Here is a 22,218-nt window from a genome sequence, read left to right as displayed (position 1 = left end):
ACCTTATTTATCTAACCTTTTAGATTCAATTCGACCTGACACTCTTACTACAGAGACGGGAGAGCGAGCTGAATTTTCAACGCCCTTTACTCCTGAAGCAGTTAAGCCTTTAGCGGTATCTCCTATGAGTTGAGCAGTGTTTTCTGATGCTCCCATTGATTCTAATTTTTTTCCTGCTCCATCACCTAAAATTTTACCCAAAGTAGAGCCATTTCCAATCATAGGAACAGATGTCACCGCAGATGTTAGCGCTTTACCTAAGTCTGCACTATTTCCATCAATACTATCATGAATCATTGACTCTCCTGCAGCACCTGTTGCGTTAAGAGAACCGTTAAATATCTGTTTACCCGCAGATAAGCCTTTTCCAACATACGAGAGACCACCAGTAACACCACTTAACATAGCGCTAGCTCCTACTTTACCAAGGTCATATCCTTTACCGGCAATTGCTTGAGAAGCTAATTCTGCAACCGCCCCCACGAAAGCACCAATGAAAAATTGAGCAAATTTACCTGTCGGGTCAGTATACTTGTATGGATTATTATTCGCATAGGCATATCTATTGAATCCGTGTATTCCATTACTTGTACCAAGATAATCAACAGCACCAACCGGATCATTCGAATAAAACCGCCCGATAACTGGATCATAGTATCGTGCCTGCATATAAACTAAACCAGTATCACTGTCTTTAATATGTCCCGTATAACCTGCTTGATCGTTATTAGCTTCAGCATTATCAAGCGTTATGCCATACGGTGTATAACGTTCTCGCCATAATATTGCTCCTGAAGCATTTGTGCCTGCAACGGGGCTGCCTAAACTATCGTGATGTACGTAGGTTGGGGTGTTATTTTCAACCCTCGCAACCGTCATACTGCCTGCGCTAACATAGTCAGTTCGTTTATTCGTACTTATGTTATCTATATGAATTAACTTACCAGCAAGGTTATACACATTGTATATAGTTTTACCCGCAATCGTCGCCTTAACACGTTTTAAGTTACCGTCGTATTGGTAAGTGCCTGATATACCACCACCATACATAGAAGTAGGCTGGTCAGCATAATCAAAGGTAAAGTTTAAATTACCTGCAGTAATTGTATTACCACGGCTATCATAGTCAAAGTCTCTTGTACCTGTATTACCGCCTAAACCACCGGTATCAACTGAACGATTAAGTCTATTATCGCTATCGTAACTGAGTTCAATACTTCGAGATCCTAAATCTTTAGTGAGGATATTACCAATGCTGTCATAACTAAACTGACCATTACCCCATGGCCCTGAAGCAGAGGTAATTCGTTCTAACGCGTCATAGCTCATTACTCGGTTGTTGTTACTTATGGCACCATCGATTATTGATGTAGTGAGTTTTCGTTTGTCATAACTGTAACTCATGTCTATCGCTTTAATACTGCCTTTACTGGTTAGCAAACGTGCTGGTAATAAGCGCTCATTTAGTAGTTGTTGATAAAGATGCCCATTACCGTAGTTTAAACGACTTACTTGGCCACTAGCATGATATTGAATATTACTCGCATAATAAGTTCCACCATAATTAGCTTGTCGAGGTCGACCTAAACCATCGGGATTATAGCTAATGGTTTTACCGCTTGGGTAAGTCATTGATGACATTTGCCCTGCAGAATTGTATCCATAGGCTAAAGCATATTGACGCCCATCAACGTTAAGTTGTTCAGATGTAGGTAAGCTAAGTGAGTTATAGGTATAAAGCCAATTAATGCCATTTCGACTGACCGTTAAAACATTACCATTAGCGTCGTAGGTTTTATTTATGTCTGGTGTTAAGTGGTATGAAAAATCGCGCTTAGTTATACGCCCAACAGCATCTCTTAAAAGTGTTACTTTTGCATTACCACTTGGTGATAAGCAGGTATTTCCACTATCTGCACCTTTTTGATAAGCCGTTAACCAACCAGAAGCGTCGTATTGATATAGCGTGTCACCAACATCAGGTTCACTAATTCGGCATAAACGACGGTTTTGGTCATAATAATAATGTCGAGTAATACTAGCTGCGGCATTGCTTCCTGAGGTACTTGTGCTTTGGTTATTAGCATATGCACTTGTAGTCGCACTATTTGGATCTTTTGGTAAATATATTCCCGGCGGCTTAATTTTTGTATCGCCAGGTTTAGTTGGTGCTACAGGGATAATAACCGAACCACCTTTAGAGCCACCACCAATATCACCTCCAGTTGAGCCACCACCAATATCACCACCAGATGAGCCGCCACCAATATCACCACCAGATGAGCCGCCACTACCTTGACTGCCCCACTGTTTAATTGATGTTATTTCACCCCAAACATTTTTATTAATATCTGTTTGTATTCCTAGTGGCGAATGTTGTGACTTAACGTCTTTGTAATTAGCACCATCGTAACCATAATGATAGTAATCTGTTTTATTGCCGTCTGGATCCGTTTCTGTACGACGATGACCACTATAGTACCGGGTTAATGTAGTTGCATATGGATAAACAGTTTCGCGCTTTTTAGTTAATCGATTTAACCCGTCATATTCAGAAGTAATACCTATTGTAGATGTTGAGCTAGCTGAAGGAAATGATGCAAAAACCTCTCTTCCTGCACTGTCATACGTATAATTAATATACGTAGACTTATTTGTTAAGGTATCTTTAGTGGCAACCAATAAAGGTCGAAACATAGCATCATAAGTGATGGTTGTTCTGGCGTTACCTTTAGTGATGGTATGATTTGGGCTACCATTAAAATTATAATGATGATTTACATTAGACCAATTCCCTGGCAGATCTGCAGTAACGAGCCTTCCCATACTGTCTCTAGTATAACTAACCGTATTACCTAGCGCATCAGTTATAGAGCTTATGCGACCGAAATCATCAACATTTTGATAAACACTTTTACCGTCAGCTCGCGTTACTTTTTGAGGTGTTCCACGCTTATACAAAGAGGCTTTTAACGTGCGGTTATTGGCGTCTTTAGCTGTAGAAAAAGTGCCATCTGCATGATAACTATAAGTAGCAAAAAGTGCACCATTACGTTGCTCGCTAATCTTTTTGCCTGAAGAGTTATAAGTGTTTTCTTGAGTAACCCTATTATTAACCGTTTGTTTTTTAGGTAATCCTAATATCCATTTGCTTTTGTTATGGCTATATTCTGTCAGCGTTACGCGTGCTAACGTCGACACATTTGATTTTACTGACTTCATCACTGGATTAGCGTAAGAGTATAGCGACGAACTATGGCTAGTATTAAAGCCAAACTCTTGAGTATAGGTATCGCCATCTTGTTGAGTAACAATTTTTGTCGTGTGAATAGGGTTTTTAGCGTCACCTGGCCCTGGTGCTTTTATAATAGGTGATATCCCAACACTTACTTCTTTTAGATATGTGTATTGCTCAGTTTTTTTAACTGTACCAGCACTTGATAATCGAGTTTCTTTTTTAACAAGCCTGCCACCTAATGGTTCACTAATCCAAGCATGGTAATAGGTATAGTGACCTTCTGGTGCTGATACTTTCGTCCAGTTAGTTCTGTCAGATGACGATGAACCCGTAGGTCCCTTGTCACCCTCATATTGATAAACCCAAGTAGCTGGTGTTAATGATGGTCCTGTAACACTTTTTTTGATTACGGCCATTGTTGAAGTTGTTACGTCATCATCTAAAGGTATAATTGGGTTACCACGTGGAGGCAAACCTGGTTCAATATCTGGACATTTTTCAGTTCTTCGAGCTTGACGAGCGAAAATTTGTCTATGTTCAGTATCTTTTAATACAAAAGTACCCGTTGCACCATAAGGATGTGTTAATGAAACCGTACGTGACCATTTATGACAACGAATACCACTAGGTGCGGAAGTACCAGTCATTAAATCTAAGTTAAATGACCAATAATGACCGTCAGGTTGTGTAACTCGAGATAACACTTGGCCGCGCAATGGTTGTCCAGCATATGGCATCCAATCAGTTCTTGGAAAATTATTTATCCGATAATTGTAATACCATGTTTCGCTAGCCGCTTTCGCTGATCGAATGAGTTTAGAACTACCCGAGTAATTAAGGTCAATACGACGACCATCGTTAGCATAAATTGCCTTTAAACGGTTAAGTGAGTCATATTGGTACTTGACCCAATTCCCGTTAACATCGCTAACTTGGCTAGCCGCTAGAATATAAACATTTCTTTCAAGAGGACTAGCACCAACAAACCCCATTTTGGGTGAGTCTAAAACATAGGCGTAGTCGAACTTATAAATGTCACCATTAGGCGCATGACCTATAAGCCCTTCGCCACCATCAGTTGCAGTAGAACAAGTAAAATACCAATTTTTAACAGTTACTTTTTTAGCAGCACTTGGCCAAATTGCTACACCATTATTTTCTATGATTTGCTGACTAGCTTGTCCTGGTACTTCTAACTGAACGCCGTTTGAATAGCCTGTTGTAGTTACACTTGTTAAGTTACCTTTTGTGCCATAATTGAAAGTACTCAAAATTTGATTAGTTGGTTTAGAGCATCTTTGTCCTACCCATGGTCTAGCATCTAATGATGTAGTTTTGATCCGTGGAGCTGACAAAGTCCAGTCACCAAATTCAGCATCTACACCATCTTTATAATTGAAGCCTGTTGCTCGTTTTCTTGATAAAGTGACAGGTAAGTGCGAATTACCCGGTAAGTTAATGTCGGTTTGATCAAAGATAAGGGTACCCGTGTGAGGATCGATAGCATCACCTAAGAAGTCATCGCCAAATACTTCAAGTCGCTGCTCTGCATTCTGTTTTTTCTCCCATTCGACAATGGGTGCTATTGCCTCTACTGCTATAGCGTTATGTGCAAAGGCAGATAGGAATATCGTCAATAGATATTTTTTTATAAGTGTTACATAAATATTATTCATACATCATCCTTAATGTGGTTTGTTATTTATCCTTAAATAGCTGCTTATAAAAGTAGCTGAAATAATGTAGAAAACAACAATTGAATATTGATAGGTACTCTAGTATTTATTAAAAATTCTTTAAACTACTAACTTATATAAGAATATTTTACCGTTTTATACTGAAAATAGTTTTTTAGCGCGACTTGATTAAATACTTATATTATGTAGCTAGATTCATCATTTGCTAAAAGGCTAAGAAAAAATAAATTGGATGGAGTTTTACGATTGCCCTAAACATAATATTGTTGAATAAGTCATTTAAACAAAGGGACGAGAAGAATTAGAGTTTAATCCAAATAAGTGCCAGAAAAACCAAACTAAAGTCATATCTAAGAGCGATACTTAAAAAAATTAAAACCCTGTTCTTTATAAAATAAAAAACGCCACTCGTTTTTAAACGAATGGCGCGCTATAACAGCTTACATGCTTTAAAGCAGAGCAAGCTATTAAATTATAAATGTATTAATAAAGAGGTTTGATCTTTTTTAGGCATTTTACTCACCACTAGGCTATACGAGTTATCGATCATGCGCTCAATTTCTCCTGATGGAATAGAGCCATCTAAAATCACGGTATTCCATTGCGCTTTATTCATATGATAACCAGGGATTACCGCGCTGAAAATATCACGTAACATTACAGCTTCTTCAGGATCACACTTTAAATTAACACAGTAATGTCCAGCCATTTTACCTTGAGTACCTTTTTCATTGCCATTACCCAACGATAAGGTGGCAAACATTTTATGTTTTACTTTGAATACACTGACATTATCCCCAAAGGGAAAATATTCAATTGCTTCAGCTTTACCTAATAAATACTGCTTAACTTGTATGTTATCCATAATATTAAAACTGCGCCTTAAATGAGCTATAAATACTCTGTATTGATAAATAAATTGACTACAATGACAATAAATTTTGCCATTCAAATGTTCATTTAGAGGGTCACTGATTAAAAGTGGCCTTAACCAAGATGCTAAATAACACTACTTTTAGCTTAAACCAACGAATAGAGAAAGCTATCTATTAATGTGATTAGTTACTTAGTCTGTCTTCTGTGTCGTAAAACTGTTTTTATTATAAAGTTTGGGTGTTCAATAAAATTTATAATAAAAACAATAACGAGCAACTTAACCAACGTTGATGTTACTTTTATCGCTTAGAGTGAATTAAATATACTTAACGCTTTAATCATAGCGATAAAAATTTCATCATACTCCAACAAAAGTACGACGACAATTGATATAAGCACCATGTTAAAGCCGCTAACATCTCGTTTAAATTATCGCAGTTACGTAACATAAAAGCACAATAAATAGCACCAACCGCTTTAGGTAAAATCTGATTTTAAATTAATAAGTTGCTTTGCTGTTATTGGTTTACTTAAATAATACCCTTGTACAAAATCACACCCTAGCTCTTTCAATAAAACAAGCTGCTCTTTAGTTTCTACGCCTTCTGCAACCACTAAAAGTCCTAAACTATGAGACATTGCAATTGTGGCTTTTACTAAGTCACAATCCGATTTATTGATTGTAATACCGTTGATAAAACTTCGGTCTATTTTTAAAACATCGAAATTATATTGTCGTAAATAACTTAATGACGAATAACCTGTACCAAAATCATCCATCGAGAGTTTTATGCCAAGGCTGTTAATTTCAAGTAAAGCATCTTTAATGTATCTTTGCCCTCCCATCAAAACACCTTCAGTGATTTCCAGTTCAAAGTCTTTAAAATCAATGCCTAGATCATTGATGGTTTTTTGAATTAAACTCAACAGCTTTTTATCTCTAAACTGGCGCGGAGACAAGTTAACCGCCATGGTAAGTTTTTTATTTTGTTTATGCTGCCAATGGCTCAAAAACTCTAGGGCTTGTTTTATCACAAATTGCCCAATAGGCACTATAAGCCCAGTGTGTTCAGCGATTGGAATAAATTCGTCTGGTGTAACATTACCTAAGGTAGGGTTGTGCCAACGTAGTAAAGCTTCGGCACCAATCATATTATTATTGCTCAAATCAAACTGTGGTTGATAATATAACTCAAACTCGTTACGTTCTAGCGCTCCGTGCATCTGTTCTTCAATTGCAAAGCGGCGTTGCATAACTATATTCATTTCTTGGGTAAAAAAAGAATAGGTATTACGGCCTAAGCCTTTAGCTTGATACATAGCAGTATCAGCATTACGTAATAAATCTGAGGCGACAACGCCATTAACAGGATAAAGCGCAATACCAATGCTCAAAGTTAATATTAACTCTCTATCATCTATATTAAAGGGCTCTCTAAAGGTTTTCAGCAACACTTCTGCAATAGAAAGTGCATTATGATGTTCATTTAAATTTCGTAAAAGAATAATAAATTCATCCCCCCCTAAACGGCCCACAGTATCTTCTTTTCGTAGCACATTTTGCAGTCGTTTAGCCGACTCTATTAGTAACTTATCGCCAACTTCATGGCCTAGAGAGTCATTTACTTTTTTGAAATCGTCTAGATCAAGAAAAAGCACACCAACTTGCTCATTACTTCTTTCAGCTTCATTTAGAATCTGCGTTAAGCGATCTAATGCTAAAAATCGATTAGGTAATAAGGTTAAACTATCAAAGTAAGCTTGATGCCGAATTAATTCAGCTGCTTTATGTTGCTCTGTAATATCGCGAATAATAACAACGAGCTGTTGATATTTTGATAAGTAGTTAACCCTAGCTTCAAAATATGCCACGCCATGATCTAACGTTAATTCATATTCAAAAGTTATCATTTCTGTTTGCTGTAATGCTTTAGCAAGATGAATATGAAACTTGTTTCCAACCTCTTTAGGTAAAACATCTGACATGTTTTTGCCAATAAAACTTTCTGGCGTTGCATAAAGATCGCTCTTGTTACTGGCGTGATAATCTAAAATGGTGCCGTCACTTTCCATCAAGAAGAACAAATCCGGTATAGCTTTGAATATAGTTTCAAGCATGTGCTCTTTAAACGTTACTTGTTCTTGCGCTTGTATAACATCGGATAAATCAATATCAATACAATACATTTGTTTCTTATTATATTGATTAGTAAACATGACATGGCTTGAATAAACAGATACATTATCGCCATGCTTATTATGTAAAGTAAGCTCTGCTGCAGGGATCTCAACATTGTTCTTAACCCAATTTGAATGTGCAGCAATAACAACCTCACACATCGGCTTTGGTATAATAAGGGTCTCTATTTTTTTACCGGTAGCTTCTTCTTTGGTGAAGCCATAAAGTAACTCACTACCTTTATTCCAATAAATTACACGTCGCTGTTCATCGTACCCTTGTACAGAAATAGCATTAACCGCATCAAATAATTGATGCAGCGAATCATTAACAATATATTCGTGACTTAATGCGCTTATCGTTTTTTTTGCATTCATAACGAGACGAAATCCTGTAACTTCAATATTTTAATAATAGACTTAAATAATGAATTTAGCTTATGTGAATACAATTGCTCAATTTTAATTCGAGTAAGTTATAAATTTCAGTAAACTATGAATTTTAGTTTGTTAGATCCTTGTGAGCGCCTACCACTATATTTTGCAATGTATATGGCGACTAACCCATGAGTTAGTGCAAGTTATTAAGCAACTCTTCTACTGTGGAAATATGTTAGTTAGCTTGTAATATCACAGCCAATAAACAATAACGTTTTTATATGACATTATTCAGGCCAAGCTACGCAACAGACAAAACAGATATTTTATCGGATAAAAGATGACAAATTTGATTACACTGGCACAATGGTAACCATACAAGTACTGCTTTGCCTAAATATCAAACAGTTCCTAAAGTAATAATAAAAAGGATATTCAATGAAATCTATTTTTGCTCTGCTACTTATGTGTTTTAGCACATTAAGTTTCGCAGTTGAGCAGGCCGAAGAAATTTTTAAACAATTGGCCCCATCGCTTTATCAAATAAGATTAATCGACAAAGCCAGTGGTGAAAAATCTTCAATTGGTTCAGGCTTTCAAATTAGCAGCGACGGTCTTATTGCAACTAATTATCATGTTATTTCTGGCTTTGCCCGCCATCCTCACAAATACACCATTGAATATTTAGACAATAAAGGTAACAAGGCCGAGCTGACGTTAAAAAGCGTTGATGTAATTAACGACCTCGCCATTGTTCAACGTGAAGTGCCTAATGAAATGGCTTTTTTTGAGATAGCACAGCAACCACCCACTAAAGGTGAAGAGCTTTACTCTTTAGGTAACCCGCATGACTTAGGCATGATAGTAGTGCCTGGCACATACAATGGCTTAAAAAACGAATCATTTAACGACCGCATTCATTTTACGGGCTCAGTTAACTCTGGCATGAGTGGCGGCCCTGTCGTTAATAAAGCTACGCAAGTCGTTGGTATTAATGTGGCTACATCGGGCAATCAAATTGGTTTTTTAGTTCCACACGACAAATTACTTGCGCTATATCAACAATATCAAGAAAGCCCACCAACAAGTATTGAGCAACAAATGGCTGCGCAACTTATGCAGAATCAAGAAAAACTCATTACCACCATTATGAATAGTGATTGGCAATTAAAACAATTAGGTCGAGGGTTAATTCCGACAATTGACGTACCTTTTGTGCGCTGTTGGGGTGAGTCAAATTCTGATAAAGCTGACGCGCAAATTATGGCCGCAGTTGCCAATTGCGATTTAGATGAAAACACCTATATTTCTGCTGACTTTTTTACTGGCTCTCTTGAAATGGAGTACCGATATATGGAGTCAGATAAAATAGGCAGCACAAAGTTTTATCATATCTTTGAACGTCAACTTAACCAAGTTGCCCCAGGAAACCTAGCGGGTAAAGATGATGTAACAGAATATCAATGTCACCATGATCTTGTTATGCCTCAAACCAGTAATATAAATAACAAAGCCGTGTTTTGCACTCGCGCTTATAAAGACTTCCCTGAGTTGTATGACGTACTTTATATCGCTATATCAATTGATCACGAACAATATGCATTGCTCAGCCACTTTACTATTGCCGGTGTTGCTCAAGAAACCTCACTTGCCTTTTTAGCTAAATTTATGGAGTCGGTTTCATGGAAATAATTATTGAAGAAATCAGCCATGGTCATAAGCTTTTAAGTCGCCAAAAATTTGCATCTAACACTATTACAATTGGTCGAGGTTACGATAACGACATTATTGTTAGCGACCCACATGTTTGCCCTGAGCACCTGCAATTACAATTTAATGGTGAGCACTGGTTGGTGAATGATCAAGGTTCTATTAATGGTAGTTTTCTTGAAGGCAGTAAAGAAAACGTTATACAGCATAAAGTTAGCTCAGGCGATATAATCTCAATTGGCAAAAGCCAAGTACGATTTGTTTTTCCAAGCCACCCAGTTGCTGAAAGTATTGCGATTAGTCCGTTCGAGAGTTTAATTAATTTAGCTCGTCACCCAGTAGTACTTGCACTTAGTATGACTTTATTTGCCTTTATTGGCGGTTGGATTATTAATTTAAACAATGCTAACGAGGTTTCTTTAACGCAAATGCTCGTTCCGACTATCGGCTTAACATTGGGTTTTGCTTTATGGCCTGCAGGCATTGCTTTGGTGTCGCACTTAACCAAACACGATGCACGTTTTTGGACCCAAATGGGCATTAGTTTTATCTTTTTTAATTTAATGTGGCTCAGTGATATTTTTGAAAACATAGTACATTTTAATACTTCTAGTAACTTCTCTATGCTTTGGCTGCTAACTATTATTCCGCTGTTGCTAGCTTTTGGGTTATTTTGGCTAAATTGCTATGTAGGTTTTCATATGACATTACGCAGAAGAAATGTTGTTGCCTCATGTTTAATACTTTTACTCTTTGGTGGCAGTTTTATTATCCAAATGAGTAAACAGCCTGATTTTAATCCGCGTCCGCAGTTTGATACCACCATTATGTCGCCAGCATTTATTTTCGCACCAAGCAGCAATGTTGAAACATTTGTCAATGACGCCAGTAAGCTTTTTGATAAGGCGACAGAAAGCGCAAAAGAAGACAGTAAAGAGTAAATAAATAAAGTCTCTATTACTTGAGCTTTACCCATAAAAAAGCCGTCGTAAATACGACGGCTTTTTAGATTTTTCAGGGCGATAACTAAAATTTAACTCAAGTTGAGTTAAGGTTTAGTTATGGCTTAGTTATGGCTTAGTTATGGTTTAGCGATAAAACCAACCGCTTGATAAACCTCAGCCAGTAACTTGCTAGCACGAGCAGAAGCTTTCTCTGCACCTTTGCGCATAACTTCATCTAAATATGCTTGGTCATTACGGAACTGGTGATAACGCTCTTGAATGGGCGCAAGTAAAGCGACAACGGCTTCTGCAACATCACCTTTTAAGTGACCATACATTTTATCTTCATATTCAGGAACAAGTTCTTCAACGGTTTTGCCTGTGGTACAAGACAATAAAGACAATAAGTTAGACACGCCTGGCTTTTCAGCAATATCAAAATAGATATTGGCTTGTTCGTCTGAGTCAGTTACTGCACGTTTAATTTTCTTGGTTATTTTTTTAGTATCTTCTAATAAACCGATAAAATTACCCGGATTAGTATCAGATTTAGACATTTTTTTAGTCGGCTCTAACAAGCTCATTACACGCGCACCAAACTCAGGAATATAAGGCTCTGGTACTTTAAAGGTTTCACCATGTAAATTGTTAAAGCGTGTTGCAATGTCACGGGCTAACTCTAAATGTTGCTTTTGATCATCGCCAACAGGGACTTGATTAGCGCCATATAACAAAATATCAGCTGCCATTAATACCGGATAGGTAAATAAACCAGAGTTCATGTTAGCTTCAGATTTAGATGACTTATCTTTATATTGGGTCATGCGATTAAGCTCACCCATTTGAGTGTAGCAATTTAATACCCAGCTCAATTGTGCGTGCTCTGGCACATGAGATTGAATAAAGATGGTACTTTTTTCTGGGTCAACACCACAGGCTAAGTATAATGCTAAGCCATCTAAGGTTGCTTTGCGCAATGCTTCTGGGTCAGGGCGAACCGTTATGGCATGTTGATCAACCAACATATAATAACATTCATGGCTATCTTGCATGCTTACCCATTGCTTTAACGCGCCGAGATAATTACCAATAGTTAACTCGCCTGATGGCTGGCAGCCGCTTAATACAATAGGTTTACTCATTTTTTATCCTTGAAGTTTTCTTTATTATTTAATCTATTAATTATTTTACAGTATTTAGTTCTGCACGCATTTCATCAATGGCGACTTTATAATCTGGCTTTGAAAATATCGCTGAACCGGCCACAAACATGTCGGCGCCTGCTTTGGCAATATCAGCAATATTATCGGCTTTAACGCCGCCGTCTACTTGCAAACGAATGTCGAAACCACTGGCATCTATTTTTTCACGTACCAAACGTAATTTGTCTAAAGTAGTAGGAATAAACGACTGGCCACCAAAACCTGGGTTAACTGACATTAATAAAATAACGTCGAGTTTATCCATAACAAAATCTAAAACATGTAACGGTGTGGCTGGGTTTAATACTAAGCCAGCTTTACAACCATGGTCTTTAATTAGCTGCAAGGTTCTGTCGATATGATCACTAGCTTCAGGGTGAAACGTAATAATATCGGCCCCTGCTTTAGCAAAGTCTGGGATTAAGCTATCAACAGGCTTTACCATTAAGTGCACATCAATAGGCGCCGTTATGCCGTAGTCTCTTAATGACTTACAGATCATTGAACCAAAGGTAAGGTTTGGCACAAAGTGATTGTCCATAACATCAAAATGGATAACATCAGCGCCAGCGTTAAGTACGTTGACAACATCTTCACCTAAACGAGCAAAGTCAGCCGATAAGATCGATGGAGCAATAAGAAAATCAGACATAGTAATTACCTTGACAAAATTTGCGCTACTTTAACTTAAATGTAGAAAATTTGCGACTTAGATCAGCCACAAAAGTCGATATAACTGTATTCCTTTAAACAAATCACCATTTGTATTTCAAGCGCTTGTTCAATGCCAATATATTAGCGCTTAAAAATTGTTGTTTCTAATATCTAATGCACTTTTTTTGTACACAAGACATTTTAATTGCACCAATTCAGTACAACCGCTTACTTAAAGATAAATTTAAGCGCTAGAAAAACAACCTTAACCGACTGATAAATAAAGACTTGTAATAAAAATAAACACTCAGGCACTGTCTTTGCAATAGTTATAACAATTATAAAAACTTAGTGGACTAAAACATGAAAAAATCAATAATCTCTCTTTCGACCTCTATAATACTAGCAACTTCAGCATTGGCTTCTACTTCAGTATCAGCGCTTGAAGTTGAAGGCTTAAGTGCTAATGTTGGTGTAGTATCACAATATATTTTCCGTGGTATTGTACAAACAGATACAGCCTCTGCAAGTGCTGGTGTAGATTATGAAAATAGTGGTTTTTACGTAGGTGCCTGGGCTGCAGATGTTCAAGAAGGCCTAGAAATTGATCTTTACGGCGGCTACGGTGGCGAATTAGACAATGGTTTAGGTTATAGCCTTGGTTTTACAACTTACCAATATACCGGTGATTTTGACACCTCTTATAATGAAGTTAACTTAGGCTTAAGCTACGGTATGTTCTCTGTTTCTTATAATGTTGGTGAGTGGGAAGTTGAAGCAGGTCCAGACCAAGATTATGACTTCTTATCTGCCACTGTTGAACATGAAGGTTTTTATGCTACATACGGTACTTGGGGTAAAGACTTTGACGGCGATTACTTTGAAGTAGGTTACGGTACTGAAGTTTCAGGTTTTGATGTTGGTGTTGCTGTAGTATCTAACTCAAAAGAACTCGCTGGCACTACAAGCGATGAAAACTTAGTATTTAGTATCGGTAAATCTTTCTAAACACTACTCGCTTGTGAGTTTAAGAGTTTAAGAGTTTAACAACCAAAAAAGTGTAGATGGGTAAAAGCCCAGCTACACTTTTTTATTACTCGACATTTATTCCGTATTTACACACCCATTTCAGTACATTCATTTACTCGGAATAATTTAAACACTAAATTTTTGCTATTAATTTATGCCTTTAATTTATGCCTTTAATTTTTACTTGCTGATAACGATGATTTAAGCGCTGACAAATGGTGACCAAGTCGGCATGAATACCGCCAGCCGTTACATCTCGCCCTGCGCCTGGGCCTCGAATAATCAAGGCATTTTCCTGATACCATTCGCTTTTAAGTTGAAATACGTTATCGCACGGGGTTAATTGTGCAAAAGCATCTTTTTCACTCAACTCTTCCAAACTTACTTTCGCCACAATTTTTTCATTGTCGTAAGTAAACCTAGCAACATAACGTATCACGCAAGCTTTATCTTGTGCCTGCTTTAAGCGTGATAAAAACATTTCGTCGAGCTCTGACGTTCGCTCTAGAAACTCTGTTAAAGAAATATTACGTAACGGCTCAGGAACTAAACTTTGGCAGTTAATATCTGATAATGACAGTTCAAAGCCAGCAGCACGCGCGAGTATTAATAACTTTCGCTGTACATCTCTGCCTGATAAATCTTCTCTTGGATCTGGCTCTGTAATGCCTTGCGATAAAGCATTAGATAGCAATGCTGAAAAAGGCTTAACACCGTCGTAATACTGAAATAACCACGATAATGTGCCAGAGAATATACCTGAAATTTCTGAAATTTTATCGCCACTATTTAATAGTTCTTTAATCGTAGAGTTAATCGGTAAACCCGCACCTACGGTAGTATTGCCAAGCCAAATACTATTATTTTTTGCTGCTGTTGAAAGCAATTGTTGATAGTTTTCAGTACTTGACGAAGCGGCCCACTTGTTAGCGCCAATGACATGTATGCCACGAGCAAAGAACTCATGATATAACTGACTAAATACTTCACTAGGTGTAATATCAACAATAACTAATTCATCGTACGGATGGCTAGTTAACCATGCCAAGAGTTGTTTACTATCATAGGCTTGAGCTTGCTCTTGATAAAGCTTCAATGCATTAGCTACATCAATACCATCAGTATTTATTAGTGCTTTACTCGCACCTACCAAGCCAACTAAATGAACGTTTTCTAACCCTGAAACTCGGGCTATTTGCTTTGGCAACATAGTTAAAAAACGTTCACCAATATTACCTAAACCCGCCACAACTAATGCAATGTTTTTAGCATCTTTTGTCATATCTGCGTGCACATTATTAAGTATTTCACTTGAGCAAAGTTCAGGTAATATCGCAATATAACTGTGCTCATTAAAAGAATGTAAAAAGTGCAATGTAGGTTGATGTTTAAGCGCGCGTTTAAATCTAGCACGCATATCGCCCTGTTTTGCCACGCTATGACCTACAATCGCAATAATTGCCACTGGCTTGAAAGTAACCTCTGTATCGTGGCTTGCTAGCCATTGACTAACCGACTTTTGTTGAGCTTGAGTAACGACTATGTAGCCTTCGTCTAGGTTATAGCAAATCGGCGAAAATTCGCTAACGGCTAACTCGCCTGATTTAGCTAAAAAGCTAGAAGACTTAGCTAAAATTAAATCATTTAAGCTGGTAACTGACAGCTCTTGTTTTGCTATTTCACCAAACTTACCAATTTCAGTACCGCTGACGTCAGGTGCGAAACTGCTTGCAACATGTAAATGGGTATTATGATTAGTTAAAGGTTGTAAGGTTTTTGCATGTAAAACTGGATTACCCAAGCGTCCTAGTTCGTTAGCCACAGCGTTAGGTAAACGATGTAACTTTCGCGCTGAAGGTACAATGCGCGGATCAGCACTATAAATGCCATCAACATCGGTCCATAGCGTTACATTACGTGCTTGTGAAAGTGCCGCCATAATGGTGGCAGAGTAGTCACTGCCATTTCGGCCTAATGTACAGGTTTGCTGTTCTTGATTACGCGCTATGTAACCAGTCACTATAACTAATTGATTTGGCTGTCTAAGGTCAGAGAATGCAACTTGGCTTGCGTTGTAGTCAACTGTGCTATTTTTTTCATTATTAATTAACAGAAAGTCTCTTGCATCTAGCATATAGCTTGGGCAAACGCTTTCACTTAATACTGCTGATAACAAACGTGCTGACCATACTTCACCAAAGGCTAATAAATCGTTTTGATAACCTTGGGGATCCTCTTGCAAATGTTGTGCACTCGTTGCAATTTCATTCGTTAATAAATTGTTCAGTCTGGCGGCGCTCGTTGGGTTTAACAATTCATTAATGAGCGAGGCTTGCATGGTATTTAAATCGCTAAGCGCTGCTAGTAAAGCTTCTTTGAGAGTAATTAGCTCATTACTTATGCTGTTTTCTTTATTAAGTGAGCTAGCTTCTTTTAATGCCAGTGCGCGTTGATAGATATTAAATAAGGCATCGGTAGTACTGCCATTAGCAGATACCACAATAATATCGTTTATTTGGCAATGCTGACGAATAATATCAACAACACGTCCAATACACGCACTAGTGGCTAAGCTACTGCCACCAAATTTATGCACATTACAGGCAACTTTTGCTAACTTATTGTTTGTCGAACTTGGCTTTACCGCTACATTTGAGTCTATCATTTTTTTACCACAGGTTTGACTGAGATTGTCATACCAGATTTAAGTTTTACTTTTTATACACTTAAAATTGGCCATTCATAAAAATGCCATGGCCAACTTTTCAGAACGAATTTAGGCCTGGCTTGCATCAAGTGCTTGAGAAAGATCAGCAATCATATCGTCAATATCTTCAATACCAACAGAAATTCGCACTAATGACTGAGTAATGCCCGCCGCTAGTTGTGATTCAATATCCATTCCGGCATGAGTCATGGTAGAAGGGTGACTTATTAAACTTTCAACACCACCTAGCGATTGTGCAAGTGTGAAAAACTTTAACTTATCGAACAATACTTTAACCGCTTCAACACCACCTTTAAGTTCAAAACTCATCATTGCACCAAAATCATATTGTTGTTTTTTGGCAAGTTCATGTTGTGGATGATCGCTTAAGCCAGGAAAGTACACCTGTTCAACCGCTGCATGCTGTTGTAAAAATTTAGCGACCGCATTCGCGTTAATTTGATGTTGCTTCATACGCAGCGGTAAGGTTTTCAAACCACGTAAGGCTAAATAACTGTCAAACGCTGAACCCGTAATGCCAATACAGTTTGCCCACCATGCAAGCTCCTCGCCTAACGCTTGGTCTTTAGCCACTAAAACACCGCCAACCACATCACTATGACCATTTATATATTTCGTGGTGGAATGAAAAACTATATCGGCACCTAATAATAAAGGTTGCTGTAAAGCGGGTGACAAAAAGGTGTTATCAACAGCAACGAGCGCTCCTACTTGATGAGCTTGTTCTGTTATCGCGGCAATATCAACTATGCGTAACAGTGGATTACTTGGAGACTCTAGCAATACTAATTTTGGCTTTTTCGCCAATGCATTGCTTAAGGCAGTTTGATCATTTTGATCAACCACTATTAAGTTAAACTGGCCACGTTTAGCAAGATAGGTAAATAGTCGAAAACTTCCACCATAACAGTCGTGGGGTATAACAATGGTGTCATCAGTATTTAATAATTGGCAAATAAGATGAACAGCTGACATGCCCGTACTGGTAACTATACCAACAGCGCCCTGCTCTAATTCAGCAATAGCACTGGCAAAAGTGGCTCGTGTTGGGTTACCCGTTCGCGAGTAATCAAATTGCCCTTTTTCATTAAAGCCCTTCAGTGCATAGGTACTTGAAAGATGAATCGCAGGAATAACAGCACCATGATGTTGGTCGCTATTTATACCAGCGCGAACTGCGGTAGTGGCAATTTTTTTCTCGCTCATGTGAACTCCAGATTGAACATATTCTATATAGATGTTTGGACGTCTATCAATCTAAACGGTTTAAAGTTCGCGGTCAAGCACTTTAGACATCTAAACTTCTACACATTCGTTATTGACTCGCGCCCCACAACCAGTAAAATTAACAAGTAAGATAAAACGAGTTGCTAACTGGTATACCAGACACGCTAACTATAAGTTTATCGCAATTAATTATGCATAGAGGAATATTCATGGCAGAGTGGAATGGCGAGTATCTTAACCCTTACGCCGAACACGGGAAGAAAAGTGAACAAGTAAAAAAAATCACCGTGTCTATCCCTTTACGTGTGTTAAAAGTACTTACTGATGAACGAACACGCCGCCAAGTTAATAACTTGCGTCATGCTACAAACAGTGAACTTTTATGTGAAGCGTTTTTACACGCGTTTACTGGCCAACCATTACCTGACGATAGTGATTTGGCTAAAGACAACACACAAAAATTACCAGCAAGTGTTCGCAGAGCCTTAGAAGCACAAGGTGTAACTGACTTTAGTGAATACGAAACTGACATTGAAGAAGAAACAGAAAGTTAATGGGATATAAACCCTTAGGTTTATAAATGACAAAAGGCGCTAAAAGCGCCTTTTTTATTGCCGTTAAGTGCAATATTCAATCAATTATTGAGCTTAAGTTCTCTTGGCTTAGTTTATCTTGGCTTAGGTTATCTGGCCATATTAACAGCATAATGACGTTAAAGTTAAAAACTTGAGTCATTCAACTGCAGTAAATCCCATTTCGTGCCATACAAGTCTTTAAACACCACCACAGTGCCATAATCTTCAACGCGTGGCTGTTCGGTAAACTCAACACCTTGGCTTTTCATGTGCTCATAGTCTCGCCAAAAGTCATTAGTTTGTAGGAATAAAAATACCCGCCCGCCAGCTTGGTTACCGATTGACTGATGTTGCTGTTCATTACTCGCTTTCGCTAATAATATATTCGTACCTTCCGCATTAGGGGGTGAAACTTGTACCCAACGCTTTCCATTACCTAAGTCGGTATCTTCAATAAGCTCAAAGTTAAGTTTTTGGGTATAAAATTCAATTGCATCATCATAGTTTTCCACTACTAGGGCGATATTGACAATACGTTGCTTGATTGTTTTAGTCATTTTTAAGTTACTTCTGTTAAATGGCGTATGTTAATCGGCTTCTGTTAAACAATTCTGCTTTAGTTATCAGCTAAGCCGTGGTTATTGTGGCTTGAATTATCACTAAAATAACCACGACTTAATGTTTAAAGGTCTCAAGTATAATGACCTTAACAATCTTACAAAATTAGTTAGAAAAGAATTTTGTTGTTTTGATAATGCTAACTTCCGGCATATTTTCAACGGCGACACTCAATGTCACGGGTGAAATTTTTTGTCTAACTTTGTCTGGCGTCATGGTTAATTTTATCGGTACGCTCGCGATTTCTCCAGCTTTTATCTGCACATTATCATCAACGCTTAAACTGACACTTTTCTCCAATACATTAATTGTAAATTGGCGATCAACTTTTGATTTGTTCGTTATTTTTAATAAATAGCTGTTTGTTACATTGTCTTTAAAGTCGAGCTGAAATAAGGTTCCGCGATCACGTAAAATTGAAAATTCGATCGGCACTCGTACTTGAATAGTAAAAACCATATACGCCATAGCCAGTAGTGACAAAACGCCATAGCCTATAATTTTTGGTCTCAACAATTTTACTTTTTTACCTTGTAATGCATTTTCACTGGTATAACTGATCAAGCCTTTGGCATAATTAAACTTTTCCATGGTTTGATCACAAGCATCAACACAAGCTCCGCAGTTAATACATTCATATTGCAGGCCATTGCGAATATCAATACCCACCGGGCAAACTTCTACACAAAGATTACAGTCGACACAATCGCCCAAGCCTAACGCTTTTGGATCTTCTTTACGCTTGCGAGCGCCACGATTTTCGCCACGTAATTTGTTATAGGCTACAAGCAGTGTATTTTTATCGAACATCGCTGACTGAAAGCGTGAATACGGGCACATATAAATACACATTTTTTCACGCAGCCACCCTGCATTTCCATAAGTACAGACTGCAAAAAATAGCACCCAAAACGTTGTTAGGTTATCCCATTGCCATTGTAGTAGATCAAGATACAACTCATGGGCTGGTAGAAAGTAACTAATAAATGTTGTCGCGGTAAAAAACGCTATCAAGCACCAAATCAAGTGTTTGGTAAACTTTCTTGTGAAGGTATTTAAGGTCATTGGCTGTTCGTCACGTTTAATACGCTGATTACGACTACCTTCTAACCACTCTTCGACCCAAATAAAACTAAAAGTCCATACCGTTTGTGGACAAGTGTAACCACACCATATACGACCTAACCAAGTCGTTAAAAAGAAAAGTAAATAACAACTAACCAGCAGTAATCCCGCTAAAATGACAAAGTCTTGTGGGAAGAAGGTTTGTGAAAAGAAATGAAACTGTTGTCTACCAATGTCTAGCAAAATTGCCTGATGCCCTTGAAACGTTAACCAAGGGAGTAAAATAAAAACTAAAACAAATATCAAACCTGTGTATTGTCGAATACGTTGATAAGTGCCTTTTTGCTGACGAACATAAACTGAGGATTCAGATTTGTATGGTTTAATGATCAAATCTTCTGCTTTAAAATCAAACTTCATGGAGTGCTACTGAGCTAAGGTTAAGATAGCCTGCTATAGCAAAATTTGAACCAACAACAAAAAACAAGTTAAGCTGTTGTTTAATAGTATCTTTAAGAAAGAACTTGAGAATATAAACACAAACACACACACGATATATCACGTAAGAACGATATATCGTGCCCACAGGGGTTTTTCTTTATAATTAAAATGATCCGTTCGGCCGTACAATTTTCAATTTTTTCATCCGTGATCGCAAGGTACTTTCAGGTAAACCTAATTGCTTTGCAGCACCCGACTCTCCACCGATACGCCATTTAGTTAATTTTAATGCGTTCAATATATAGCGTGCTTCAACTTGTGCTAAGGTTTCAATTACCGGTGGTAGCAAAGTTTTATTGCTGGTTTTAAAATTAAAATTTAACACGGTTGATTGGGTTAGGATCATCTCTCGTTCAAGTAAGTTTTGTAATTCTCTAATATTCCCAGGCCAAGAGTATTGCATGAGTTGCGATAAGCTTCGGTTACTAATAGCACTGATATTTTTTCCTAACTTTTTATTTAACGTACCGATAATAGCTTGCGATAACAGTGGAATATCTTCATAGCGCTCTCGTAACGGTGGCACAGTGATCGGAAATACATTAAGTCGGTAAAATAAATCCATTCTAAAAGTACCCTGATCTAGCATTGCCAATAAATCACGATTAGTCGCTGCGATAATTCTTATATCTACCTTTAAAGTTTCACTACCGCCAATTCGTTCAAACTCTTGCTCTTGTAGTACCCGCAATAGCTTACCTTGTGCCTCTAGAGACAATTCACCAATTTCATCGAGAAACAAGGTACCATCATTAGCTAACTCAAAACGGCCTTTGCGACGCGAAGTAGCCCCGGTAAAAGCACCTTTTTCATGACCAAACAGTTCAGATTCAAGCAGGCTTGGTGTAAATGCGGCACAATTAACTTTTACCATGGTAGAGTTTTTACGTTGGCTCAAGGCGTGTATGTTTCGTGCAACCAACTCTTTACCTGTACCATTTTCACCTAAAATTAATACGGTACTATCAGTTTGTGAAACTAACTCTAATTGCGACAGCATTTCCATCATTTTAGAACTTTTACCCACCAAGCCTGTAGGTGACCAGGTTTGAGCTAGCTCATTTTGTAGGTAGGTATTTTCTGCTTGTAACTGCTCAGTTAACGATTGCACATTTTCAAGTGCACTGCGAAGTGCAAGTTCAACTTGTTGCTGTTGGCTCACATCTCTAAATACAGCAACAGCACCAACAATAGTATTATTTTTATAAACCGCACGTGTTGTATATTCTACAGGGAAGTTACTACCATCTTTACGCCAAAATACTTCACCCGCTACCTGGCGAGAAATACCATCAAGGGCCGTATTAAATATTTTGCAATCACATGCTGGATAATGCTCACCATTGCTATAACTATGATGATGAAATTGATGAATGTTTTTCCCTAATAATTCAGCACTAGACCAGCCTGTCATGGCTTCTGCTGCTGAGTTAATAAAAATTGCATTACCGTTTATATCGAGACCATAAATACCTTCACCAACCGCGTTGAGTAATATCTCAGAGTCAGCAAGGTAGGCTTTTATTTCTTTATCCATTTATTTTCCTAAATGAAAAACTAAGCTCAAATTACGGCGATAATTTAGGCCAAATACTGAA

General features: G+C 37.8%; 14 protein-coding genes. 4 read left to right on the top strand and 10 right to left on the bottom strand.

Annotated elements, in window-relative coordinates:
• Window positions 1-3: 3 nt before the first annotated feature.
• The 3 genes from B6A32_RS02665 to B6A32_RS02655 form a co-directional block, all read right to left on the bottom strand.
• On the bottom strand, window positions 4-4,914 hold the full coding sequence (locus tag B6A32_RS02665; protein ID WP_085301190.1) for an RHS repeat domain-containing protein: 4,911 nt from the start codon (window positions 4,912-4,914) through the stop codon (window positions 4-6).
• A 493-nt stretch (window positions 4,915-5,407) separates the two neighbouring features.
• Window positions 5,408-5,800: an MmcQ/YjbR family DNA-binding protein gene (locus tag B6A32_RS02660; protein WP_085301189.1), complete on the bottom strand. Its 393-nt coding sequence runs from the start codon at window positions 5,798-5,800 to the stop codon at window positions 5,408-5,410.
• 488 nt (window positions 5,801-6,288) lie between these two features.
• Entirely contained in the window at window positions 6,289-8,367 is a 2,079-nt protein-coding gene (locus tag B6A32_RS02655; RefSeq protein ID WP_085301188.1) for an EAL domain-containing protein, read from the bottom strand.
• A 438-nt stretch (window positions 8,368-8,805) separates the two neighbouring features.
• Between B6A32_RS02655 and B6A32_RS02650 the strand changes: the two genes are divergently transcribed.
• Together B6A32_RS02650 and B6A32_RS02645 are read left to right on the top strand one after the other, a co-directional pair.
• A complete protein-coding gene (locus tag B6A32_RS02650) occupies window positions 8,806-10,059 on the top strand; it encodes a S1 family peptidase (RefSeq protein WP_085301187.1) in 1,254 nt (417 codons plus the stop codon).
• A complete protein-coding gene (locus B6A32_RS02645) occupies window positions 10,050-11,018 on the top strand; it encodes an FHA domain-containing protein (protein WP_085301186.1) in 969 nt (322 codons plus the stop codon). Before B6A32_RS02650 ends, B6A32_RS02645 begins: the two co-directional genes overlap by 10 nt.
• 140 nt (window positions 11,019-11,158) lie before the next feature.
• On the opposite strand, the gene trpS is transcribed toward B6A32_RS02645, so the two are convergent.
• Both trpS and rpe read right to left on the bottom strand, forming a co-directional pair.
• Window positions 11,159-12,163: a tryptophan--tRNA ligase gene (gene trpS / locus B6A32_RS02640; RefSeq protein WP_085301185.1), complete on the bottom strand. Its 1,005-nt coding sequence runs from the start codon at window positions 12,161-12,163 to the stop codon at window positions 11,159-11,161.
• Between the two features lie 40 nt (window positions 12,164-12,203).
• On the bottom strand, window positions 12,204-12,875 hold the full coding sequence (gene rpe, locus B6A32_RS02635; RefSeq protein WP_085301184.1) for a ribulose-phosphate 3-epimerase: 672 nt from the start codon (window positions 12,873-12,875) through the stop codon (window positions 12,204-12,206).
• A gap of 365 nt (window positions 12,876-13,240) precedes the next feature.
• Here rpe and B6A32_RS02630 point away from each other — a divergent pair, with 365 nt between their 5' ends.
• On the top strand, window positions 13,241-13,885 hold the full coding sequence (locus B6A32_RS02630; RefSeq protein WP_085301183.1) for a TorF family putative porin: 645 nt from the start codon (window positions 13,241-13,243) through the stop codon (window positions 13,883-13,885).
• Between the two features lie 181 nt (window positions 13,886-14,066).
• Here the strand turns inward: B6A32_RS02630 and metL are convergent, their stop codons facing one another.
• Window positions 14,067-16,571, bottom strand: coding sequence for a bifunctional aspartate kinase/homoserine dehydrogenase II (gene metL, locus B6A32_RS02625; protein ID WP_085301182.1), 2,505 nt, complete (start codon window positions 16,569-16,571; stop codon window positions 14,067-14,069).
• A 111-nt stretch (window positions 16,572-16,682) separates the two neighbouring features.
• Window positions 16,683-17,840, bottom strand: coding sequence for a cystathionine gamma-synthase (gene metB / locus B6A32_RS02620; protein ID WP_085301181.1), 1,158 nt, complete (start codon window positions 17,838-17,840; stop codon window positions 16,683-16,685).
• Window positions 17,841-18,070: 230 nt separating this feature from the next.
• On the opposite strand from metB, the gene metJ reads away from it, so the two are divergent.
• On the top strand, window positions 18,071-18,415 hold the full coding sequence (metJ, locus tag B6A32_RS02615; RefSeq protein ID WP_085301180.1) for a met regulon transcriptional regulator MetJ: 345 nt from the start codon (window positions 18,071-18,073) through the stop codon (window positions 18,413-18,415).
• Window positions 18,416-18,579: 164 nt separating this feature from the next.
• On the opposite strand, the gene B6A32_RS02610 is transcribed toward metJ, so the two are convergent.
• The 3 genes from B6A32_RS02610 to B6A32_RS02600 all read right to left on the bottom strand — a co-directional run bounded on the left by B6A32_RS02610 (window position 18,580) and on the right by B6A32_RS02600 (window position 22,157).
• Window positions 18,580-18,993: a VOC family protein gene (locus B6A32_RS02610; RefSeq protein WP_085301179.1), complete on the bottom strand. Its 414-nt coding sequence runs from the start codon at window positions 18,991-18,993 to the stop codon at window positions 18,580-18,582.
• Window positions 18,994-19,159: 166 nt separating this feature from the next.
• Window positions 19,160-20,539, bottom strand: coding sequence for a cytochrome c oxidase accessory protein CcoG (ccoG, locus tag B6A32_RS02605; RefSeq protein ID WP_085301178.1), 1,380 nt, complete (start codon window positions 20,537-20,539; stop codon window positions 19,160-19,162).
• 184 nt (window positions 20,540-20,723) lie between these two features.
• Entirely contained in the window at window positions 20,724-22,157 is a 1,434-nt protein-coding gene (locus B6A32_RS02600) for a sigma-54 interaction domain-containing protein (protein ID WP_085301177.1), read from the bottom strand.
• Window positions 22,158-22,218 lie beyond the last annotated feature (61 nt).

Source organism: Colwellia polaris (assembly GCF_002104515.1).
Classification (GTDB): Bacteria; Pseudomonadota; Gammaproteobacteria; order Enterobacterales; family Alteromonadaceae; genus Cognaticolwellia; species Cognaticolwellia polaris.
Note: the sequence above shows the minus strand (reverse complement) of the source record. Positions and strands in the feature narration are given on the sequence as shown.

Excerpts from the sequence above, each read along its gene's own strand:
- B6A32_RS02665 (WP_085301190.1), bottom strand. The coding sequence starts at position 4,914 with ATGAATAATATTTATGTAACACTTATAAAAAAATATCTATTGACGATA.
- B6A32_RS02660 (WP_085301189.1), bottom strand. The coding sequence starts at position 5,800 with ATGGATAACATACAAGTTAAGCAGTATTTATTAGGTAAAGCTGAAGCA.
- B6A32_RS02655 (WP_085301188.1), bottom strand. The coding sequence starts at position 8,367 with ATGAATGCAAAAAAAACGATAAGCGCATTAAGTCACGAATATATTGTT.
- B6A32_RS02650 (WP_085301187.1), top strand. The coding sequence starts at position 8,806 with ATGAAATCTATTTTTGCTCTGCTACTTATGTGTTTTAGCACATTAAGT.
- B6A32_RS02645 (WP_085301186.1), top strand. The coding sequence starts at position 10,050 with ATGGAAATAATTATTGAAGAAATCAGCCATGGTCATAAGCTTTTAAGT.
- trpS (WP_085301185.1), bottom strand. The coding sequence starts at position 12,163 with ATGAGTAAACCTATTGTATTAAGCGGCTGCCAGCCATCAGGCGAGTTA.
- rpe (WP_085301184.1), bottom strand. The coding sequence starts at position 12,875 with ATGTCTGATTTTCTTATTGCTCCATCGATCTTATCGGCTGACTTTGCT.
- B6A32_RS02630 (WP_085301183.1), top strand. The coding sequence starts at position 13,241 with ATGAAAAAATCAATAATCTCTCTTTCGACCTCTATAATACTAGCAACT.
- metL (WP_085301182.1), bottom strand. The coding sequence starts at position 16,571 with ATGATAGACTCAAATGTAGCGGTAAAGCCAAGTTCGACAAACAATAAG.
- metB (WP_085301181.1), bottom strand. The coding sequence starts at position 17,840 with ATGAGCGAGAAAAAAATTGCCACTACCGCAGTTCGCGCTGGTATAAAT.
- metJ (WP_085301180.1), top strand. The coding sequence starts at position 18,071 with ATGGCAGAGTGGAATGGCGAGTATCTTAACCCTTACGCCGAACACGGG.
- B6A32_RS02610 (WP_085301179.1), bottom strand. The coding sequence starts at position 18,993 with ATGACTAAAACAATCAAGCAACGTATTGTCAATATCGCCCTAGTAGTG.
- ccoG (WP_085301178.1), bottom strand. The coding sequence starts at position 20,539 with ATGAAGTTTGATTTTAAAGCAGAAGATTTGATCATTAAACCATACAAA.
- B6A32_RS02600 (WP_085301177.1), bottom strand. The coding sequence starts at position 22,157 with ATGGATAAAGAAATAAAAGCCTACCTTGCTGACTCTGAGATATTACTC.